Here is a 17,868-nt window from a genome sequence, read left to right as displayed (position 1 = left end):
TGCTCTAGCCTCTTCCCCCAATGGAGAAAAGCGGTTTAGTCCTTGATCACCATCAGATCGCCGGCTGCGAATTTGAGCGTCACCTGTTCGCCAAGGGCAGGCGGCGCGGTGCCGGGATCATTGAACATGTCGAAAGACAGGGTCGAGCCGCCGAGATCGAGACGGGTGCGGATGACGGAGCCGAGGAACTGACTGGAGGTGACGGTGCCGGAAATGGCGACATCGCCTTTCGCGTCGTTGCCGAGCGAGCCCGCTTCCGGGCGAAGCGCGAGGGTGACTTTTTCGCCGTTTGCGGCTTCGACCGGTTTGTGCAGCGTCACGTTTTGCTCTCCGACACGAATGGTGTTGGTGGAGGAGTCCATGACCGTGGCGTCGATGAGGTTCAGCGTGCCGACGAAGGAAGCGACGAAACGGGTCGCGGGCTTGTTGTAGATGTCGAAGGGCGTGCCGATCTGGTCGGCGCGGCCGGAATTCATCACGACGATACGGTCGGAGATCGACAGCGCTTCTTCCTGATCGTGGGTTACGAAGATGGTGGTGATGCCGAGCTTTTGCTGGATCTGGCGGATTTCCTCGCGCAGCGATACGCGGATCTTGGCGTCGAGCGCGGAAAGCGGCTCGTCCAGCAGAAGCACTTCCGGTTTCGGCGCCAGAGCGCGGGCAAGCGCCACGCGCTGCTGCTGGCCACCCGACATCTGGTAGGGATAACGGTCCGCCAGATGTTCCAGATGGATGAGCTGGAGCATTTCCTTCACGCGGGCGTCTATCTCGGCTTTCGGCTTGCCGGCGACTTTCAGGCCAAAGGCGACGTTTTCGTAGACATTCATGTTCGGAAACAGCGCATAGGCCTGGAACACCATGCCGATATTGCGCTGGTTGGGGCGCAGCGTCGTCTGGTCCTTGCCGTTGATGACAATCGATCCGCCGGTCGGGATTTCGAAGCCGGCGATCATGCGCAGCACGGTGGTCTTGCCGCAGCCCGATGGCCCGAGGAAGGAGACGAATTCGCCCTTTTCGATGGCCATGTTGAAATCATGCACGACCTGCACGGCGCCGAAGGATTTCTTGATGTTGCTAAGTGTCAAAAAGCTCATGAAAATCTTGTCCTCAGGCCTTGGGAGGCGCGCCCTTCTGGTAACGTGAAACGAGTTGGATCAGACCAAGGCAACCCCAAGTGATGCCGAAGGAAATCACGGCAAGGGCTGCCGGTTCATAGGCGCGGTTGGCGCCAAGCAGCTGCATGTAGGGGCCGAAGGCCGGGCGGTTCAAAAGCGCCGCCATGGTGAATTCACCGATGACGATGGCGAAGGTCAAAAACGCACCTGACAGCACGGCGACCAGAACATTGGGCAGGATGATGCGCGACAGGATGGTCGTCCAGCCGGCACCGAGGCTTTGGGCGGCTTCCGTCAGCGTCGAGACATCGATGGTTCTGAGGCCCGTATCGACGGCGCGGTACATATAGGGCAAAGCGAGCGTGGCATAACCGAACATCAAGAGCAGGTTGGTGCCGGAGGTGGTGCCGGTCAGCGGCAGCCAGCTGGAGGTGTTGTAAAGCCGGATATAACCGAAAACGATGACGATGGCCGGAATGACGAGCGGCAAAAGCGTGATGAATTCGATATAGGGCCGCAGGCCCGGCAGTTTCAGCCGTACCCAATAGGCGGTGGGCACGACCAGCAGGACCCCGAAAACGATGGTGAACAGCGCCATCACCACCGAATAGCTGAAGGTTTCCTGGAAACGTGGATCGGTCAGCACCTTGCCATAGGCGTCGAAGGAATATTCGCCGCGCCGCATTTTCAGCGAGAAGTTGGTCATGCCGATCAGCGGCAGGGCGAAATACAGGAGGCCGAAGATCAGCGCGCCCCAGGCGAAAAACCGCTTCATTTCAGCCACCTTTCGCTGCGGGCACGCAGCCAGATATACAGCGCATTGGCGATGCCGGTGACGACGATCATGCCGAAGGCGAGTGCGTAACCAAGATGCGGATTGCCGAGAACGTCGCCGCGGATCTGCGCGAAGAGCAGGATCGGCACGATGTTGAGCGAGGAGCCGGTGAGCGCGATGGCGGTTGCCACGGCGCCAAAGGCATTGGCAAACAGCAGCGACATGGTGCCGAGCAGCGACGGCAGCAGGATGGGGAAGGCCACCATGCGCCAGTATTGCAGGCCGGTTGCGCCGAGAATTTCCGCAGCCTCGCGCCATTCGCGCTTCAGCCCGTCCAGTGCCGGCGTGATGATGAGGATCATCAGTGGTATCTGGAAGAACAGATAGGTGACCGTGAGGCCCCAGAAGGACAGGATGTTGAAGCCGAGGAGCCGAAGATCAATGCCGATCTGCGTCTTCAGGAAGACGGTGAGCAAGCCGACAGGGCCAAGCGTGGCGATGAAGGCGAAGGCGAGCGGCACGCCGGCAAATTGCGAGGCGACGCCCGAGAAGGTCAGAAGCGGCCCGCGAATGCGCTGCGGCAGACCGCCCAGCACCACGGCGGCGGCCACGGCAAAACCGATCAGGCAGCCGAGAACCGCCGAGGCGAGGCTGATCTTGATCGAAATCCAGTAGGCCGAAAGAATGGACGGTGTGAAAAGCCCGCCGATGTTTTCCAGCGTGAAGCTGCCATCGGCATGCTGAAACGCGCCGATGACGATCTTCATCGTCGGCAGGATTAGGAAGAGCAGAACAAAGACGGCAAAAGGTACGACGCCTATCCAGTGCAGCGGCAACTTTCTGCCCGCGTCGGATGGTCCGCCGGTGTTGGTTGATGGCATGCCTTGTCCCCAAACGCCGTTTTCGAACGGTCTGTCTATTAAGGTCTTTATTATCAGAGAAACACCCCGGCTTTTTGATCAGCCGGGGTGCGTTTTCAACAATTACTTCACGTTTGCGCCGACGACGCTGTCCCAGCCGGCCGTAACGGCGGCCTTGTTGGCGTCAACTTCCTCGAGTGTCGGGAAGATCGCCTTTTCATAGGCTGCTGCCGGCGGCAGGCTGTCGATCAGTTCCTGCGGAACCTTGCCAGCCTTGACCATGGCGTTGAAGCGGATCGGGTGGCAATAGCCCTTCAGCCAGCCGAGCTGACCGTCGTCGGAATAGAGGTGTTCCATCCACAGCTTGGCGGCGTTCGGATGCGGCGCGTAAGCGGAGATGCCCTGAACGTAAACGCCGGCCAGAACGCCCTTCTCAGGGACGACGACTTCTGTCGGCGGGTTGTCGTTCAGCGTCTTCTTCCAGGACAGGGCGTTATAGTCCCAGGCGATGATGATCGGAGTTGCGCCCTGTGCCAGCGTACCGGCCTTGCCGATAACCGGCAGGAAGTTACCGGCCTTGTTGAGGTCGGCGAAGTACTTCAGGCCAGCTTCACCAGCTTCCTTTCCGGATTTCGCACCGGTGGAAAGACCAGCGGCGAGAACGCCAAGGATTGCCTGGTTGGAAGCGCGCGGATCGCCTGCGAGTGCTACCTGACCGGAATACTCCGGCTTCAGCAGGTCGGCCCAGTCCTTGGGAGAGTTGGTGACGAGGTCCTTGTTCACGAACATCGACATGACGCCGTAATAGTCGCCATACCAGTAACCGTCGGCATCCTTGACGTTGTCAGGAATTTCGTCCCAGGTGGAAACCTTGTAGGGCTGCAGCAGGCCTTCGGCCTTCATCTGCGGGCCGAAAGCAAGGCCGACGTCGACGACGTCAGGAGCCTGCGGGCCCTTGTTGTCCTTGTTTGCCTTGATTGCTTCCACTTCGTCGGCGGAGCCGGCGTCGGGGTTCAGTTCGTTGACGGTGATTTCCGGGTACTTCGCCTTGAAGGCGGCGATGACGTCGCCGTAACCGCACCAGTCGTGCGGCAGCGCAACGGTTGTCAGCATGCCTTCCTTCTTGGCGGCAGCGATCAGTTCGGCGCTCGGTTCAGCGGCGGCGATCGCGGTGGAGGCGATGACCAGTGCAGTGGTCGTAGCAAGCAGTCGGCGGCAGTGAGAGATCACTTTTTTCTCCTCTTCGTGTTCTCATATTGCGGACGCTGATACGGATTCTAGATGAAGCTAATGTGACGGCTGGATTACAATTTATTTATCCGGATTCCGCCACTTTACGCCCATTTTCCGCCATCGTCAGGCTTTTTGCCTGCAATTGCGGGATAATCCCCTCATCATCCTATTGGCCAGATCTGTTCCCCAGCTTGGTTATGTACCCTGTTTTTCGTGCTGGTAGCGATCACAGGTATCCAATCAGCGTGCGGCATTCTCGTCAAGCAAGTTGCCGGCTATATAATTTCTCATGTCCTGTCCGGTCGGCGAAACAGCCGCGTCTGCTCGAACAGGCCCTCCAGCGCGTTCATGCGCTGCTTGGTTTCATCCCAGGTGCCGCTTTGCACCGCTTCGATCAGCGCTTCGACCACGAATAATGTGACGACCGAAGAATCCCAGGCCGAGGGCGCCTCGATCTTCACACGGAAAGTGTGCAGCGCGTGGCGCGCCACCGGCGATGTCCATTGATCGGTGAAGAGAATGATCTGCACGCCGTTTGCTTTCGCGACTTCGGCGAGCGTCGTCATATCGTGTTCGTAACGGCGGATGTCGAAAATCACCAGCACGTCGCCGGCGCTCATATTCAGCATATATTGCGGCCAGGCGCTGGAATTTGATGACATCAGCGTCGTTTTCGGCCGGATCACCTGCATATGGGTGAAGAAATATTCGGCAATGGCGCCGGTGATGCGGCCGCCGACGAAATAGATGCTGCGCTTGCGGTCAGAAAGCAGGGCCGCGGCATTGTCGAAGACGGCGGTGTCGAGGTCGCTCAACGTGTCGCGCAGATTGCCGGTAATGGCATCAGCAAAGCGGTTGAGAATATGCAACCCCGGCGCATTGGTGGCCCAGCGGTCGTGCTTGGCAACGGGGCCGGAGATTGTCGCTTCAAGCTCCTGGTGCAGATGCGCCTGAAATTCCGGATAACCCTTGTAGCCGAGTTTCTGCACCATGCGCGCCACCGTCGGCGTCGAAACGCCGGCATTTTCGGCGATGGTGGTGATGCTGCCGAGGCCGGAGACGGGATAGTTGCCGAGCAGGCTTTCCGCCAGCCGTTTTTCCGAACGGGTCAGCGCATCGTAATGGGCATGGATGACATCCGACACGGTCGCCGTCGTGCTGCGCAAATCTTTCCCCTTCCGGTCTTTTTGCCGGTGCTTCCACTAAAATAAACATCTGTGTCGGCGATCGAGTCAATGGGAAAAATGAAGAGAAAATTTCAAAATTCCATTTGACACTGGCAATAATGTGAAGAATTCTTTTCGTCGTTGACGGAACAGCGGGTTTCCGGGTGGGGTTCGTGCATGACGGTGCGTTCACGGTTTTTCACAGAAATGGAAGGACAGGCGGTTGGCGTCGAGAACGCTGCGGGAAAGGGCGACGTCCTTCTCGTCTGCGAACACGCTTCCGCCACCATCCCTGAAAAATACGGTACGCTTGGTCTTTCGCCGGAGGTTCTCTCGAGCCATGCGGCCTGGGATCCAGGTGCCCTTGCCGTGGCGCTGCTGCTTTCGCAGAGCCTTGACGCAACACTTGTCCATCAACGGTTTTCGCGTCTGGTCTATGATTGCAACCGGCCACCCGAATCGCCTTCCGCCATGCCGGTGAAAAGCGAGATTTATGATATTCCGGGCAATCTCGATCTTTCCGAAGCGGAGCGATTTGCCCGCACTTCTGCGCTCTATGTCCCATTTCACGACCGCGTCAGCGAGATCATCGCCGAGCGGCAGGCCTCCGGGCGCAGGGTGGTCGTGGTGACGATCCACAGTTTCACGCCGGTCTATCACGGCCAGTTTCGCGCCGTTCAGATCGGTATCCTGCATGATAGCGACAGCCGTCTGGCTGATGCGATGCTGGCGGGTGCCGAGGGGTCGGCGCTCACAGTCAAACGCAACGATCCTTACGGCCCGGAAGATGGCGTGACGCATACGCTGAGGCTGCATGCGCTGCCGGACGGACTTTTGAACGTCATGATCGAGATCCGCAACGATCTTGTTACCAATGAAGGGGAGCAGGCGGCAATTGCCGGGTTCCTCCACGAGCTTATGGGGAAGGCGCTCTCATCAATCGATGAGTGAGGGAGCAAGGGCTGGCCAATGGTGAAAACACCGGGGCCGGCCACCAAACGAGACTGCCGACATTCAAGAAAAGCCGGAAAGGCATGAAGCGGCAAGGGAACAGCAAGTGCGTGCGGCACAGCGCGGAAACCTTCCGCAGGTGCTGAAAACTGGGGCACAATCGGCCAATAACGGCTGACTGGCTTGTTTTTTTCTTATTCAGGAGAGAAGGGCATGGACAGTTCATCGTCAGGCGTCAGCTATAAGAAGGCTGATGCATCCTATTTCGAAAAACGCGGACTTTCCCGTTATGCGGGCGTCTGGTCGCTCTGGGCGCTCGGCGTCGGGGCGGTCATCTCAGGGCATTTTTCCGGATGGAATTTCGGCTTTTCCACCGGCGGCTGGGGTGGCATGCTGGTGGCGGGCATCATCATCGCCATCATGTATCTCGGGCTGACATTTTCGATCGCGGAAATGAGCCCGGCCTTGCCGCATACGGGTGCGGCCTATTCCTTCGCCCGCACCGCGATGGGTCCCTGGGGCGGCTTCGTCACCGGACTTTGCGAGAATGTCGAATATGTGCTGACGCCGGCGGTCATCGTCACCTTCATCACGGCCTATATAAATTCCATTCTGGGGCTCGATCCGGCCTATTCACCATTTGTGTGGATAGGTTTTTATGTGATCTTCCTTGCGCTCAACGTTTTCGGGCTGGAGCTTTCCTTCAAGGTCACATTGGTCATCACGCTGATTTCGCTTGGTGTTCTGGTGTTCTTCTGGATCAGCGCCATTCCGAACATGGATTTCTCGCGTTTCGCGCTGAACATCGGCGTCGGTCCCGACGGCAAGGCCGTGGAACTGCCGGAGGGTGGCGGTTCGTTCTTCCCCTTCGGTTTTTCGGGCGTTCTCGCCACGCTGCCTTTTGCGGTCTGGCTGTTCCTTGCCATTGAACAGCTGCCGCTGGCGGCGGAAGAATCGGTCGATCCGAAACGCGATATGCCGAAGGGCATCATTCTCGGTGTCATCACACTGATGGTTTCGGCCTTCATGATCGTGCTGCTCAACCCGTCGCTGCCGGGTGTCGGCGCCTTCCATCTCGGTTCTTCGCTCGAACCGCTGCTGGATGGCTTCAAGGCGATTTACGGTGATGGCGGCGTGGTGCTGCTTGGTCTCGTGGCGCTCACCGGCCTGATCGCCAGCTTCCATACGATCCTCTATGCGCAGGGTCGGCAGATCTATTCGCTGTCGCGTGCGGGCTATTTCCCGACCGTACTGTCGATTACCCATCCGAAATACCGCACGCCTTTTGTGGCCAACATCGCCGGTGCGCTTGTCGGTCTGGCGGTCATGCTGGTCATCTGGTTCTCGCTGGGCGCGGAACAGGGCGGCAGCATCATCGGCAGCGTGCTTTTGAACATGGCCGTTTTCGGTGCGATGTTCTCCTATATCCTGCAGGCGATTTCCTTCATTCTGCTCCGCAGGAACCTGCCGCATATCGAGCGGCCGTTCCGTTCGCCCTTCGGCATTCCGGGTGCGGTGCTGACGATCATCATCGCCATCGTCACGCTGCTTTACCAGATCCAGGACCCCAACTTCAGCAAGGGCGTGCTGTGGGTAGCGGTCTGGTTTGCCGTGGCGATCGCCTATTTCGCCTTTATCGGACGCCATCGCCTCATCCTGTCGCCGGAAGAGGAATTTGCGCTGGAGCACAAGCAGGCTGCCATGGCGGCGGCGGCTGCAAAGGCCTGATGCCCAAACAAACGGGCGGCCGTATCCGGCCGCCCGGCCAAGACAATAAAGGGAACGGACAAAATGACGAGCTACACATTCGACGCGCTTAAGATGGATGTCGCCGAGGGGCGCATCGACACGGTTCTGGCCTGCCTTGTCGACATGCAGGGGCGTCTGATGGGCAAGAGATTTCAGGCCGAATTCTTCGTTGAAAGCGCCTTTGAGGAAACCCATAGCTGTAATTACGTGCTTGCCACCGACATGGAGATGGAGACCGTTCCCGGCTATAAATCCTCCAGCTGGGAAAAGGGTTATGGCGATTATGTGCTGAAACCCGATCTTTCGACGCTGCGACGGGTGCCATGGCTGGAAGGCACGGCGCTGGTGCTGTGCGATGTACTCGATCATCACACCCATGAAGAAGTGCCGCATTCGCCGCGCGCGCTGTTGAAAAAGCAGGTGGCGCGACTGGAGGCCATGGGGCTGAAAGCCTTCATGGCGACCGAGCTGGAATTTTTCCTGTTCGACCAGACCTTCGATGCGGCGCGCGCCAGCGGCTACAAGGGGCTGAACCTCGCCAGTGGTTACAACGAGGATTACCATATCTTCCAGACCACCAAGGAAGAGGACGTGATGCGGGCGCTGCGCAAGGGCCTGCAAGGCGCTGGCATTCCGGTTGAAAACTCCAAGGGCGAGGCGTCTCCCGGCCAGGCGGAAATCAACGTTCGTTATGCCGAAGCGCTGACCATGGCCGACCGGCACGCCATCATCAAGAACGCCACCAAGGAGATCGCCTGGTCCAAGGGCAAGGCGGTGACGTTCCTTGCCAAGTGGAACTATAACTCCGCCGGCAGCTCCTCACACATCCACCAGTCGCTGTGGAGCCTCGATGGCAAGACGCCGGCCTTCCTCGACAAGGATGCCAAGCATGGCATGTCGGAGCTGATGCGGCATTATGTTGCCGGGCTTCTGGCCCATGCCAGCGAGATAACCTATTTTCTGGCGCCCTACATCAATTCCTACAAGCGGTTCATGGCTGGCACGTTTGCGCCGACCAAGGCGATCTGGAGCCTCGACAACCGCACGGCCGGATATCGCCTGTGCGGCGAGGGCACGAAGGGCATCCGCATCGAATGCCGCGTCGGCGGATCCGATCTCAATCCCTATCTCGCCATGGCGGCTCTTCTCGCGGCGGGCATTGACGGCATCGAAAATAAACTTGAACTTGAACCCGCTTTTGTCGGTGACGCCTATGGCGGCAAGGATGTGCGCGAGATACCCAAGACCCTGCGTGACGCCACTGCCTTTCTGGACGGATCGAAAATGCTGCGCAACGCTTTCGGCGACGATGTGATTGATCATTACGTTCATGCCGGACGGTGGGAACAGGAAGAATACGACCGCCGCGTGACCGACTGGGAAGTGGCGCGCGGTTTCGAACGAGCCTAATCATTACGGGAAAATATCATGACCATGATCCAGAATATCTCGCCCATCGATGGCTCGGTTTATGCCGAGCGGGAGGCGATGTCACTGGAGGCGGCGCGGGCCGCCGTTTCGAAAGCGCGCAAGGCGCAGAAAGACTGGGCTCGACGTCCACTTGAGGATCGCGTTCAGCTGGTTCTGAAGGGTGTGGCGCGCCTCAACGAAATGGTGGCGGACGTTGTGCCGGAACTGGCGCATATGATGGGCCGTCCGGTGCGTTACGGCGGCGAGTTCAAGGGCTTCAACGAGCGCTCCAATTATGTCGCGTCGATTGCGGCTGATGCGCTGGCGCCGCTCGTCATCGAGGAAAGCGGCAATTTCGAACGTCGCATCGAGCGCGAGGCGCATGGCGTGGTCTTCGTCATCGCGCCGTGGAACTATCCTTACATGACGGCGATCAACACCGTCGCGCCCGCTTTGATGGCCGGCAATACGGTGGTCATCAAACATGCGGCGCAGACGTTGCTGGTGGGCGAGCGCATGGTGCGGGCTTTTGTCGAGGCTGGGGTGCCTGACGATGTCTTCATCAACGTCTTCCTCGACCATGGCACGACTTCTGCGCTGATTTCCGAGGGCCTGTTCAACTTCGTCAATTTCACCGGTTCGGTGGAAGGCGGCCGTGCCATCGAACGCGCCGCTGCCGGCACTTTCACCGGCCTCGGGCTTGAACTCGGCGGCAAGGACCCCGGTTATGTGATGGAGGATGCCGATCTCGACGCCGCCGTCGATACGCTGATGGATGGCGGCACCTATAATTCCGGGCAATGCTGCTGCGGTATCGAGCGCATCTACGTCAATGAAAACCTCTATGACGAATTCGTCGAGAAGTCGGTGGCGTGGGTTTCTAACTACAAGCTCGGCAATCCGCTCGAGCAGGAAACCACGCTCGGGCCGATGGCCAACAAGCGGTTTGCCAAGGTGGTGCGGGCGCAGATTGCCGACGCCGTTGCCAAGGGCGCCAAGGCGCTGGTTGATCAGAAGCTTTTCCCGGCCGATAATGGCGAAAGCGCTTATGTGGCACCGCAGATCCTCGTCAATGTCGATCATTCCATGGAATTCATGACTGAAGAGACTTTCGGTCCCGCCATCGGCATCATGAAGGTCAAGAACGACGATGAAGCCATTGCGCTGATGAATGACAGCAAATACGGCCTCACCGCTTCGCTCTGGACGCAGGATGCGACACGGGCCGCGAGGATCGGTCGCGAAATCGAGACCGGAACCGTGTTCATGAACCGCGCCGATTATCTGGATCCGGCGCTTTGCTGGACCGGTGTGAAGGAAACCGGCCGTGGCGGTTCACTTTCCGTCCTCGGTTTCCAGAACCTGACCCGCCCGAAATCCTACCATCTGAAGAAAGTCACGAAATGAATATCGTCGCCAACTGGAGCTACCCCACCGCCGTCAAGCTTGGCCGTGGCCGGATCAAGGAACTGGCGGAAGCCTGCAAGACGCTCGGCATCAAGAAACCGCTGCTTGTGACGGATCGCGGCCTTGCCAATATGGCGATCACCGCGCATGCGCTCGACGTGCTGGAAGAGGCAGGCCTCGGCCGGGCGATCTTCGCCGAGGTCGATCCGAACCCCAACGAGATCAACATGGAAGCCGGCGTGAAAGCCTATCGCGATGGCGGTCATGACGGCGTCGTCGCCTTCGGCGGCGGCTCTGGCCTTGATCTGGGCAAAACCATCGCCTTCATGGCCGGGCAGACCCGCCCGGTCTGGGATTTCGAAGATATCGGTGACTGGTGGACCCGGGCGGATGCTTCCAAGATCGCGCCCATTGTCGCCGTCCCGACAACCGCTGGTACGGGTTCGGAAGTCGGCCGCGCCAGCGTCATCACCAATTCGCAGACCCATGTGAAGAAGATCATCTTCCATCCGAAGCTGTTGCCCGGCGTCGTCATCTGCGATCCGGAACTGACGGTCGGCATGCCGAAGGTCATCACGGCCGGCACGGGCATGGATGCCTTTGCCCATTGCCTTGAAGCCTATTCCTCGCCGTTCTATCACCCGATGAGCGCCGGCGTGGCGCTGGAGGGCCTGCGTCTCGTCAAGGAATTCCTGCCGCGCGCCTACAAGGACGGCACGGATATCGAAGCGCGCACCAATATGATGGCAGCGGCGGCGATGGGGGCGGTGGCCTTCCAGAAGGGTCTCGGTGCCATTCACTCGCTCTCGCATCCGATCGGCGCTGTCTACAACACCCATCACGGCATGACCAATGCCGTCGTCATGCCGGCGGTGCTGCGCTTCAACCGCCCTGCCATCGAAGACAAGATTGCCCGCGCGGCCGCCTATCTCGGTATCTCCGGCGGTTTCGACGGTTTTTATGATTACGTGCTGGAACTTCGCAAAGAACTCGGCGTACCGGAAAACTTGACCGCCATGGGCATCAAGCCGGATCGTATCGACGAACTGGCGGCGGAAGCGATCAAGGATCCGAGCTGCGGTGGCAATCCGGTGCCGATGACGCTGGAAAATACCAAGGCGCTTTTTGAGGCTTGCTTTTAAGGAGCTACCTTTATTCATCAGGATTGTGAGAGGTTGAGAGGGTGCTGCTTGTTTCTTCTCCCCGAGGGGGAGAAGTCCGCGGCAGCGGTATGAGGGGGCAAGCTCTCCGAATTCCGGCAACGTTGCCCCCTCATCCGACCCTTCGGGCCACCTTCTCCCCGGCGGGGAGAAGAAACAAATGGCAACGTCGTGCCCTGCACCGGGAGCGAGCTACGTACGATCTCTAATCCAGCCCGCGACGACCCGGTCGCGGGCTTTTCGTTGCCCGGCATAACCGTTCTTAGCCTTTTATTAACCCTGTTCGTTAAGATTATGGAAAGCACCATGAATTGCTTCGGTGCGTGAATGAGCATGAAACGGCTCTGACCAACAGGGGGTATCATGTCAGTCATCACTTTCGCCAATACCAAGGGCGGTGCCGGAAAAACCACGGCCGTGCTGCTTCTGGCAACCGAACTGGCCCGCAGCGGTCATCGCGTGACGGTTCTGGATGCCGATCCGCAATTGTGGATTTCCCGCTGGCACGAATTATCAGGCGATATCGAAAATCTTTCGGTGATTTCGCATGTGACGATGGCGTCGCTTGAGGGCCATATTCGCGAGAATAAAACCAGCACCGACTGTTTCATCATAGATCTGCCGGGAGCGAAGACCCCGCTTCTGACCATGGCTCTTGGCATTTCCGATCATGTGCTGATCCCGGTTCAGGGCTGCGCCATGGATGCGCGCGGGGCCGCCGAGGTTCTGGACCATATCGAATTTTTGAACCGCAAGATGGGCAAGGAGATTGCTCATTCCATCGTGCTGACACGGGTGAACGCCATGGTGGCGACGCGTTCGCTGCTGCTGGTCAAGATGCTGCTGGCCGAGAAAAATGTCTCGGTTCTCAACACCCCGATCGTCGAGAGAGCCGCCTATCGCGATATTTTCGACCTTGGCGGCACGCTTCTCTGTCTCGATAAGACCAAGGTGAGCAATATCGACAAGGCGGTCGAGAATGCGAGAGCATTCGCGGGCGAAGTGCTTGGCCTGCTGCCGAAACGCCTGTTGCGGCTCGGTACGCCACCCGCGCGCCTTTTCACCCGTAAAGCCGCCTGAAATATTGCTTTCAACTTTCGATCCGTCTGCGGCGGTCATAACCGCAGACGGATGATGCTGCCTCGGACCATCGGCGGCCATCAGGCTTGCCGGCGTGTCAGCAGTCGCTTTTCAGCGATGGCTTCATTATTCGCTTGATTTGGAAATGATCATTTCCTATATTCCGGCCATGAGCAATGCCAGCCACAACCAGTCCGAGGAACAGCGCCATCGCGGCAGGCCGCGCGAGTTCGATATCGACCGCGCGCTCGATGGTGCGATCCGGGTTTTTTCCAGGCGCGGTTATCACGCCACTTCCGTCGGTGACCTTACCGATGCGATGGAGTTGGCGCAGGGCAGTCTTTACAAGGCCTTCAAGGACAAGAAGGCCGTCTTCATCGCCACGATGGAGCGCTACAGGATTGTACAGACCGAGCGTTTCGAGGCGGCGGTGGCCGGTTACGATACCGGTCGTGAACGCCTGCGGGCAGGGCTGATGTTCTACGCGGAACGGTCGCATGGCGGTGCTGGCTCTGATGGCTGTCTGGTTGTTGGTGCCGCTGCCGATCTGGCGGCGCTGGATGATGACATTGCCGTTGTGGTCGAACGGGCCGTGAAGGCGAGGGAGCGGATCGTCGCCCGCCTCGTTGCCGAGGGGCAGAAGGATGGTTCGGTGAATTCCAAGGCCGATCCCGATGATCTTTCCCGGGCGATGCTGTGCATGATGTACGGCATGCGCGTGGTGGGAAAGACAGGGCGCAGCCTCAAGGACATGGTGGCCGTGGTGGATATCGCCATGAGGCTTGCTGAGTGATTTTATGTCTATTTAGGAAACGTTCGTTTCCATATTGGAGAAAATGATGACGACGCGTGTAATTGAAGGGGAGGATGTTGATGCAACATCCCTTTCCCCGGCTTTGACTTTTCTGCTGGCGACTGCCTGCGGGTTGATTGTCGCCAATCTTTATTATGCCCAGCCGCTTGCCGGCATCATCGGGGCGGAGCTTGGTCTTTCCGCCGGTGCCACTGGGCTGATCGTGACCCTGACGCAGATCGGTTACGGTGTCGGCCTGCTGTTCGTCGTGCCGCTCGGCGATCTCGTTGAAAACCGCAAGCTGGTGGTCGGTTCCGTCTCGATGGCGGTGCTTTCCCTTGTGGCAGCGGCATTCGCGCCGCATGCGGCCCCGTTTCTGATTGCGGCCTTCCTGGTCGGCGTCAGTTCGGTGGCAGTGCAGGTCATCGTTCCCTATGCCGCGCACATGGCGCCGCACGCCATTCGTGGCCGGGTGGTCGGCAATGTCATGAGCGGGCTGATGGCCGGCATCATGCTGGCGCGGCCGGTCTCCAGCCTGTTATCGGAAGTCGTTTCGTGGCGCGGCGTCTTCCTGACGTCGGCGGCAGTCATGGCGCTTCTTGCCGTCGTGCTCTTCCGGCTTTTGCCGCCGCGCATGCCGGAGGCAAGGCTGGGTTACGGCTCGCTGATGGCCTCGATGGGCAGACTTGCCCTCCACACGCCGATCCTGCGGCGGCGGGCAATTTACCATGCCTTCCTGTTTGCCGCTTTCAGCCTGTTCTGGACCACGACGCCGCTTTATCTGAGCGGGCCGCATTTCAACCTGAGCCAGGGTGAGATCGCGCTCTTTGCGCTTGCCGGTGCTGCGGGCACCGTGGCTGCGCCAATTGCCGGGCGGATGGCCGATCGCGGCTGGACCCGTGCGGCGACTTTCCTGGCATTGGTGGCGGTGGCGCTCTCCTTCGCCGTCACGCATCTTGCGCCCGAAGGCTCGCATCTGGCGCTTGCCATTCTGGTGGTCGCAGCCATCGTTCTGGATTTCGGTGTCACCACCAATCTGGTGCTTGGCCAGCGCGCCATCTTCACGCTGGGGGCGGAATTCCGCAGCCGTCTGAACGGCATCTATATGGCGACGTTTTTCATGGGCGGCGCAATCGGTTCCGCCGTGGGCGGCTGGGCTTATGCTGTCGGCGAATGGCAAGCCGCCTCGTGGATCGGTTTCGCCTTGCCGGTGGCCGCCCTGCTGTATTTCCTGACCGAGAAGCGCGACTGAAACACCACTAAATGAAAAAAGCCCGACGGACCAAACCGCCGGGCTTTTTCTCTTTTATTCCGGTCGATCCTATTCGGCGAATTCGACCACAACGCCGGGGCGGACCATCTTTGCCAGTTCCGTTGCATCCCAGTTGGTGAGGCGGATACAGCCGTGGCTGTTTGTCTTGCCGATCTTCGAAGGTTCCGGCGTGCCGTGAATGCCGTAGGTCGGCTTCGACAGGGCAATCCAGACCGTGCCGACCGGGCCGTTCGGACCCGGCGGGATTTGCAGGATCTTGTCGTTCTGGCCCTGCTTGAAGTTGATCTTCGGATTATAGGTGTAGCCGGGATTGAGCGCGATGCGCTCGACCGTGTGCGTGCCGCTCGGCGAAGGCGTATCGGTGGAACCGATGGTGGCGGGATAAGCGGCGATCAGATTGCCGTCCTGGCCATAGGCGAAGACCTGCTTGATGCCCTTATGCGCGACGATGCGGGCCACCTGTCCCTTTTTCGTCTCGCCCGGATTGACCACCTTGATGATGGTGCCGGGCACCGTGAAGTCGATGCCGGGGTTCAGTTCCTTCAGATAGTTCTCATCCATATGGAAGCGCTCGGCCAGTGCCTCGGACGTGGAGGTGAAGGACAGAGCGGGCAGCTGCGACTTCTCGGCATAGTCGTCCGGAATGGAGGCGACATAGGGGCCGGCGGCATCGGCGGCGGTGATGGTGTAGTCGACGATCGGCATGCCGCCGGAAGAGCGCAGGCGTTCCAGAATATCGTCGGAATTGTTCGGGTCCAGCTTTTCGCCGGTCATGTCCTGCCAGGCGGCAATGGCCTTGTTGACGTTGTCACCCATCTTGCCGTCGATAACGCCGGGCGAGATGCCTTCACGGTCAAGGAAAGTCTGCAGTGCGACGATCTCCTGACGGGAACGGTTGACCGGTGTCGTCACCGGTGTGTGGCGCTCGATCAGGTGATCCGGCTGTGGAACGGCGGCGGTGGTGCTTTCGCCGGGCATGGGCTGGCCGAGCGGCCCGCTTTCCACCGCGCCGGGGCCGGGAACGGAGCCGGTATAGATATTGTCATCGGAGCCATCACCGCGATATTCGCGATAATCACGCACGCTGCCATTGTCCTGATAGCCGTAGTCGCGCTGTGGTTCGCGATACTGGCCGCCGGGGGCGGGCGGATAATAGGTGGTGTCGCGCTGCTGGCGCGCCTGCTGCCGCTGCTGATAGCCGGAGGGCATTTCGGTGGCGAGCAGATTGCCGTACTGGTCGTAAAACACCGTGCGACCCATGGTATCGCGGCTGATAACGATATCGCCGCGCTCTGGCATGAAGTCGAGCACGCGACCGTCAGGTGTCACCAGCATCGTCTGCTGGTCGCCATAACGCTGCTGCGCGCCAGCCTGTAGCGGGGCGAAAGCTGCCACTACCGCGACTGTCAGACCCAGAGCTGCGTTAAGAAACTGTTTCACGATTCTGCTATCCTTGCTTCGTTCGCCCATAAACACACCGCAATCTTGACCCTATTGTGAAAAAGGTGAATTCGCGGTTAATGCAATCTTAATTTCCGTCACGACTAGTAGCGTTTCCGTGATTCATGCGTTTTTACTGCCACAGGAGAGGTTGTCTTGCGTTCGTTTCAGGCCGGCAGATCGCCCCGTATTTTCCTCGATGAAACCTCTGTTTTCGATATTGGTTCGTGCATTGTCGATGGCATCGACATCGCGCCCGGCCGCGCCATTCCCGATGATGGCGATGCGCGCATCGATCATTCGCTGGAAGGCTTTCTCTTCACCTGCGGTCCCGATCATATCCGCCATCCCGAACCGATTGATGGTGACGGTGAGGGGCGTCGATATCCGTTGCATGGGTCCTTTTCCTCGCATCCGGCAAAGATAGTCGCCTTCGACGTTCATGAGACCAATGCACTGGCGCGCGTCGAGGTTCCCGTAAAGCTTGCCGATGGCGGCACTGCGTTGCTGGAGCGGACATGGCGCATTGATGGCGAAAGCGGCGAAGTCAGCCTTGAGGACAGGGTCGTCAATACGTCAGACCGGCCGATGCCGGTGTTTCTGATGTACCACATGAATGTCGGTGCCCGTCTGTTTGACGATGCGGTGCGGCTGGAAGGCGCAATGCTGGATGGCGGCGGCCATGGCTGGCGTTTCGGCGAGGAGCCGGGCAATGTTTTCTGTGTTCCCTCCGGTAATGATGATTGGGCGGAATTGAAGCTTGGTCCCGTCGCGGCCATTGGCGGGAAGACGCTGACCGTGCGTTTTCGCACGGAGACGCTGCCCTATCTGCAGATGTGGCGCAACCAGCAGGAGCCCGCCAATGTGCTCGGCATCGAGCCGGTTTCGCATCGCTGGGTGGGGCGGAGCGAACTTGAGGCTGCAGGCGAATTCAACATTATCCAGCCCGGTGAAAGCCGCTCCTTCGGCCTGCGCTTTTCCATCCTCTGAATGCCGTACCGAATGAGGACACCGTATCATTGACGCATGGGTTTTGAGCCCTTACATCGGATGCGGATTTCTAAGGGTGGCGAGAGCGTGCCAGCGGCGCGGATGCCGATTTCAGCGGAGGCATAAGATGGATATCAGGCGCATAGACGACGAATATTCGGTAACGGGACAGATCAGCGTCGCCGATCTGGATGAGGTCAAGGCACTCGGCTTCAAGTCGATCGTCTGCCACCGCCCTGATGGTGAAGAAGACGGCCAGCCGCTTTTCGCCGATATTGCCGAGCGCGCGGAGCAGCTCGGTATTACCATCATGCATGTGCCTGTCGGCCGTTATGGCGTCGATGCTGATGCCGTTGCCGGCATGGTGGATGCGTTGGACGAATTGCAGCGCCCGATGCTCGGCTATTGCCGTTCGGGCGCGCGCTCGACGGCGATCTACGAAAAGACCCATCACCTGCGCGGCTGA

Annotated in this window: 16 protein-coding genes; 10 read left to right on the top strand and 6 right to left on the bottom strand. The window is 59.3% G+C overall.

The features are described from left to right. Window positions 1-35: 35 nt before the first annotated feature. The 5 genes from PL640_RS12745 to PL640_RS12725 form a co-directional block, all read right to left on the bottom strand. Window positions 36-1,094 (bottom strand): ABC transporter ATP-binding protein, encoded by a 1,059-nt coding sequence (locus PL640_RS12745; protein WP_271362191.1) that lies wholly within the window; start codon window positions 1,092-1,094, stop codon window positions 36-38. Window positions 1,095-1,107: 13 nt separating this feature from the next. Beyond that, entirely contained in the window at window positions 1,108-1,890 is a 783-nt protein-coding gene (locus tag PL640_RS12740; RefSeq protein ID WP_065113804.1) for an ABC transporter permease, read from the bottom strand. Then, window positions 1,887-2,771, bottom strand: coding sequence for an ABC transporter permease (locus PL640_RS12735; protein WP_142840306.1), 885 nt, complete (start codon window positions 2,769-2,771; stop codon window positions 1,887-1,889). Before PL640_RS12735 ends, PL640_RS12740 begins: the two co-directional genes overlap by 4 nt. 102 nt (window positions 2,772-2,873) lie before the next feature. Next, the gene (locus PL640_RS12730) at window positions 2,874-3,980 is read right to left on the bottom strand and encodes an ABC transporter substrate-binding protein (protein ID WP_271362190.1); all 1,107 of its coding nucleotides are present in this window, start codon (window positions 3,978-3,980) and stop codon (window positions 2,874-2,876) included. A 290-nt stretch (window positions 3,981-4,270) separates the two neighbouring features. Then, window positions 4,271-5,149 carry a MurR/RpiR family transcriptional regulator gene (locus PL640_RS12725; RefSeq protein WP_046798027.1) on the bottom strand — a complete coding sequence of 293 codons (879 nt, stop codon included), beginning with the start codon at window positions 5,147-5,149 and terminating at the stop codon, window positions 4,271-4,273. 177 nt (window positions 5,150-5,326) lie between these two features. Here PL640_RS12725 and PL640_RS12720 point away from each other — a divergent pair, with 177 nt between their 5' ends. The 8 genes from PL640_RS12720 to PL640_RS12685 all read left to right on the top strand — a co-directional run bounded on the left by PL640_RS12720 (window position 5,327) and on the right by PL640_RS12685 (window position 14,951). Beyond that, on the top strand, window positions 5,327-6,100 hold the full coding sequence (locus PL640_RS12720; RefSeq protein ID WP_271362189.1) for an N-formylglutamate amidohydrolase: 774 nt from the start codon (window positions 5,327-5,329) through the stop codon (window positions 6,098-6,100). A gap of 213 nt (window positions 6,101-6,313) precedes the next feature. Further along, on the top strand, window positions 6,314-7,828 hold the full coding sequence (locus tag PL640_RS12715; RefSeq protein WP_142840303.1) for an amino acid permease: 1,515 nt from the start codon (window positions 6,314-6,316) through the stop codon (window positions 7,826-7,828). Window positions 7,829-7,891: 63 nt separating this feature from the next. Further along, window positions 7,892-9,259: a glutamine synthetase family protein gene (locus tag PL640_RS12710; protein ID WP_142840302.1), complete on the top strand. Its 1,368-nt coding sequence runs from the start codon at window positions 7,892-7,894 to the stop codon at window positions 9,257-9,259. 18 nt (window positions 9,260-9,277) lie between these two features. Further along, window positions 9,278-10,666: an aldehyde dehydrogenase family protein gene (locus tag PL640_RS12705; protein WP_271362188.1), complete on the top strand. Its 1,389-nt coding sequence runs from the start codon at window positions 9,278-9,280 to the stop codon at window positions 10,664-10,666. Next, on the top strand, window positions 10,663-11,808 hold the full coding sequence (locus tag PL640_RS12700) for an iron-containing alcohol dehydrogenase (protein WP_034498788.1): 1,146 nt from the start codon (window positions 10,663-10,665) through the stop codon (window positions 11,806-11,808). The genes PL640_RS12705 and PL640_RS12700 overlap by 4 nt, the downstream gene beginning before the upstream one ends. Window positions 11,809-12,189: 381 nt before the next feature. Then, window positions 12,190-12,906 (top strand): ParA family protein, encoded by a 717-nt coding sequence (locus PL640_RS12695; RefSeq protein ID WP_065113795.1) that lies wholly within the window; start codon window positions 12,190-12,192, stop codon window positions 12,904-12,906. A 145-nt stretch (window positions 12,907-13,051) separates the two neighbouring features. Beyond that, window positions 13,052-13,699 carry a TetR/AcrR family transcriptional regulator gene (locus PL640_RS12690; protein ID WP_271362187.1) on the top strand — a complete coding sequence of 216 codons (648 nt, stop codon included), beginning with the start codon at window positions 13,052-13,054 and terminating at the stop codon, window positions 13,697-13,699. Between the two features lie 46 nt (window positions 13,700-13,745). Beyond that, complete coding sequence (locus PL640_RS12685) at window positions 13,746-14,951, top strand: MFS transporter (protein WP_271362186.1); 1,206 nt, start codon at window positions 13,746-13,748, stop codon at window positions 14,949-14,951. A gap of 69 nt (window positions 14,952-15,020) precedes the next feature. Here the strand turns inward: PL640_RS12685 and PL640_RS12680 are convergent, their stop codons facing one another. After that, entirely contained in the window at window positions 15,021-16,412 is a 1,392-nt protein-coding gene (locus tag PL640_RS12680) for a L,D-transpeptidase family protein (RefSeq protein WP_271362185.1), read from the bottom strand. 156 nt (window positions 16,413-16,568) lie between these two features. On the opposite strand from PL640_RS12680, the gene PL640_RS12675 reads away from it, so the two are divergent. Together PL640_RS12675 and PL640_RS12670 are read left to right on the top strand one after the other, a co-directional pair. Next, window positions 16,569-17,402 carry an aldose 1-epimerase family protein gene (locus PL640_RS12675; RefSeq protein ID WP_271362184.1) on the top strand — a complete coding sequence of 278 codons (834 nt, stop codon included), beginning with the start codon at window positions 16,569-16,571 and terminating at the stop codon, window positions 17,400-17,402. A gap of 127 nt (window positions 17,403-17,529) precedes the next feature. Beyond that, on the top strand, window positions 17,530-17,868 hold the full coding sequence (locus PL640_RS12670) for a TIGR01244 family sulfur transferase (protein WP_065113791.1): 339 nt from the start codon (window positions 17,530-17,532) through the stop codon (window positions 17,866-17,868).

This window comes from Agrobacterium sp. ST15.16.024 (assembly GCF_027956545.1).
GTDB classification, from domain to species: domain Bacteria; phylum Pseudomonadota; class Alphaproteobacteria; order Rhizobiales; family Rhizobiaceae; genus Agrobacterium; species Agrobacterium cucumeris.
This window is presented reverse-complemented; position numbering and strand designations above follow the sequence as displayed.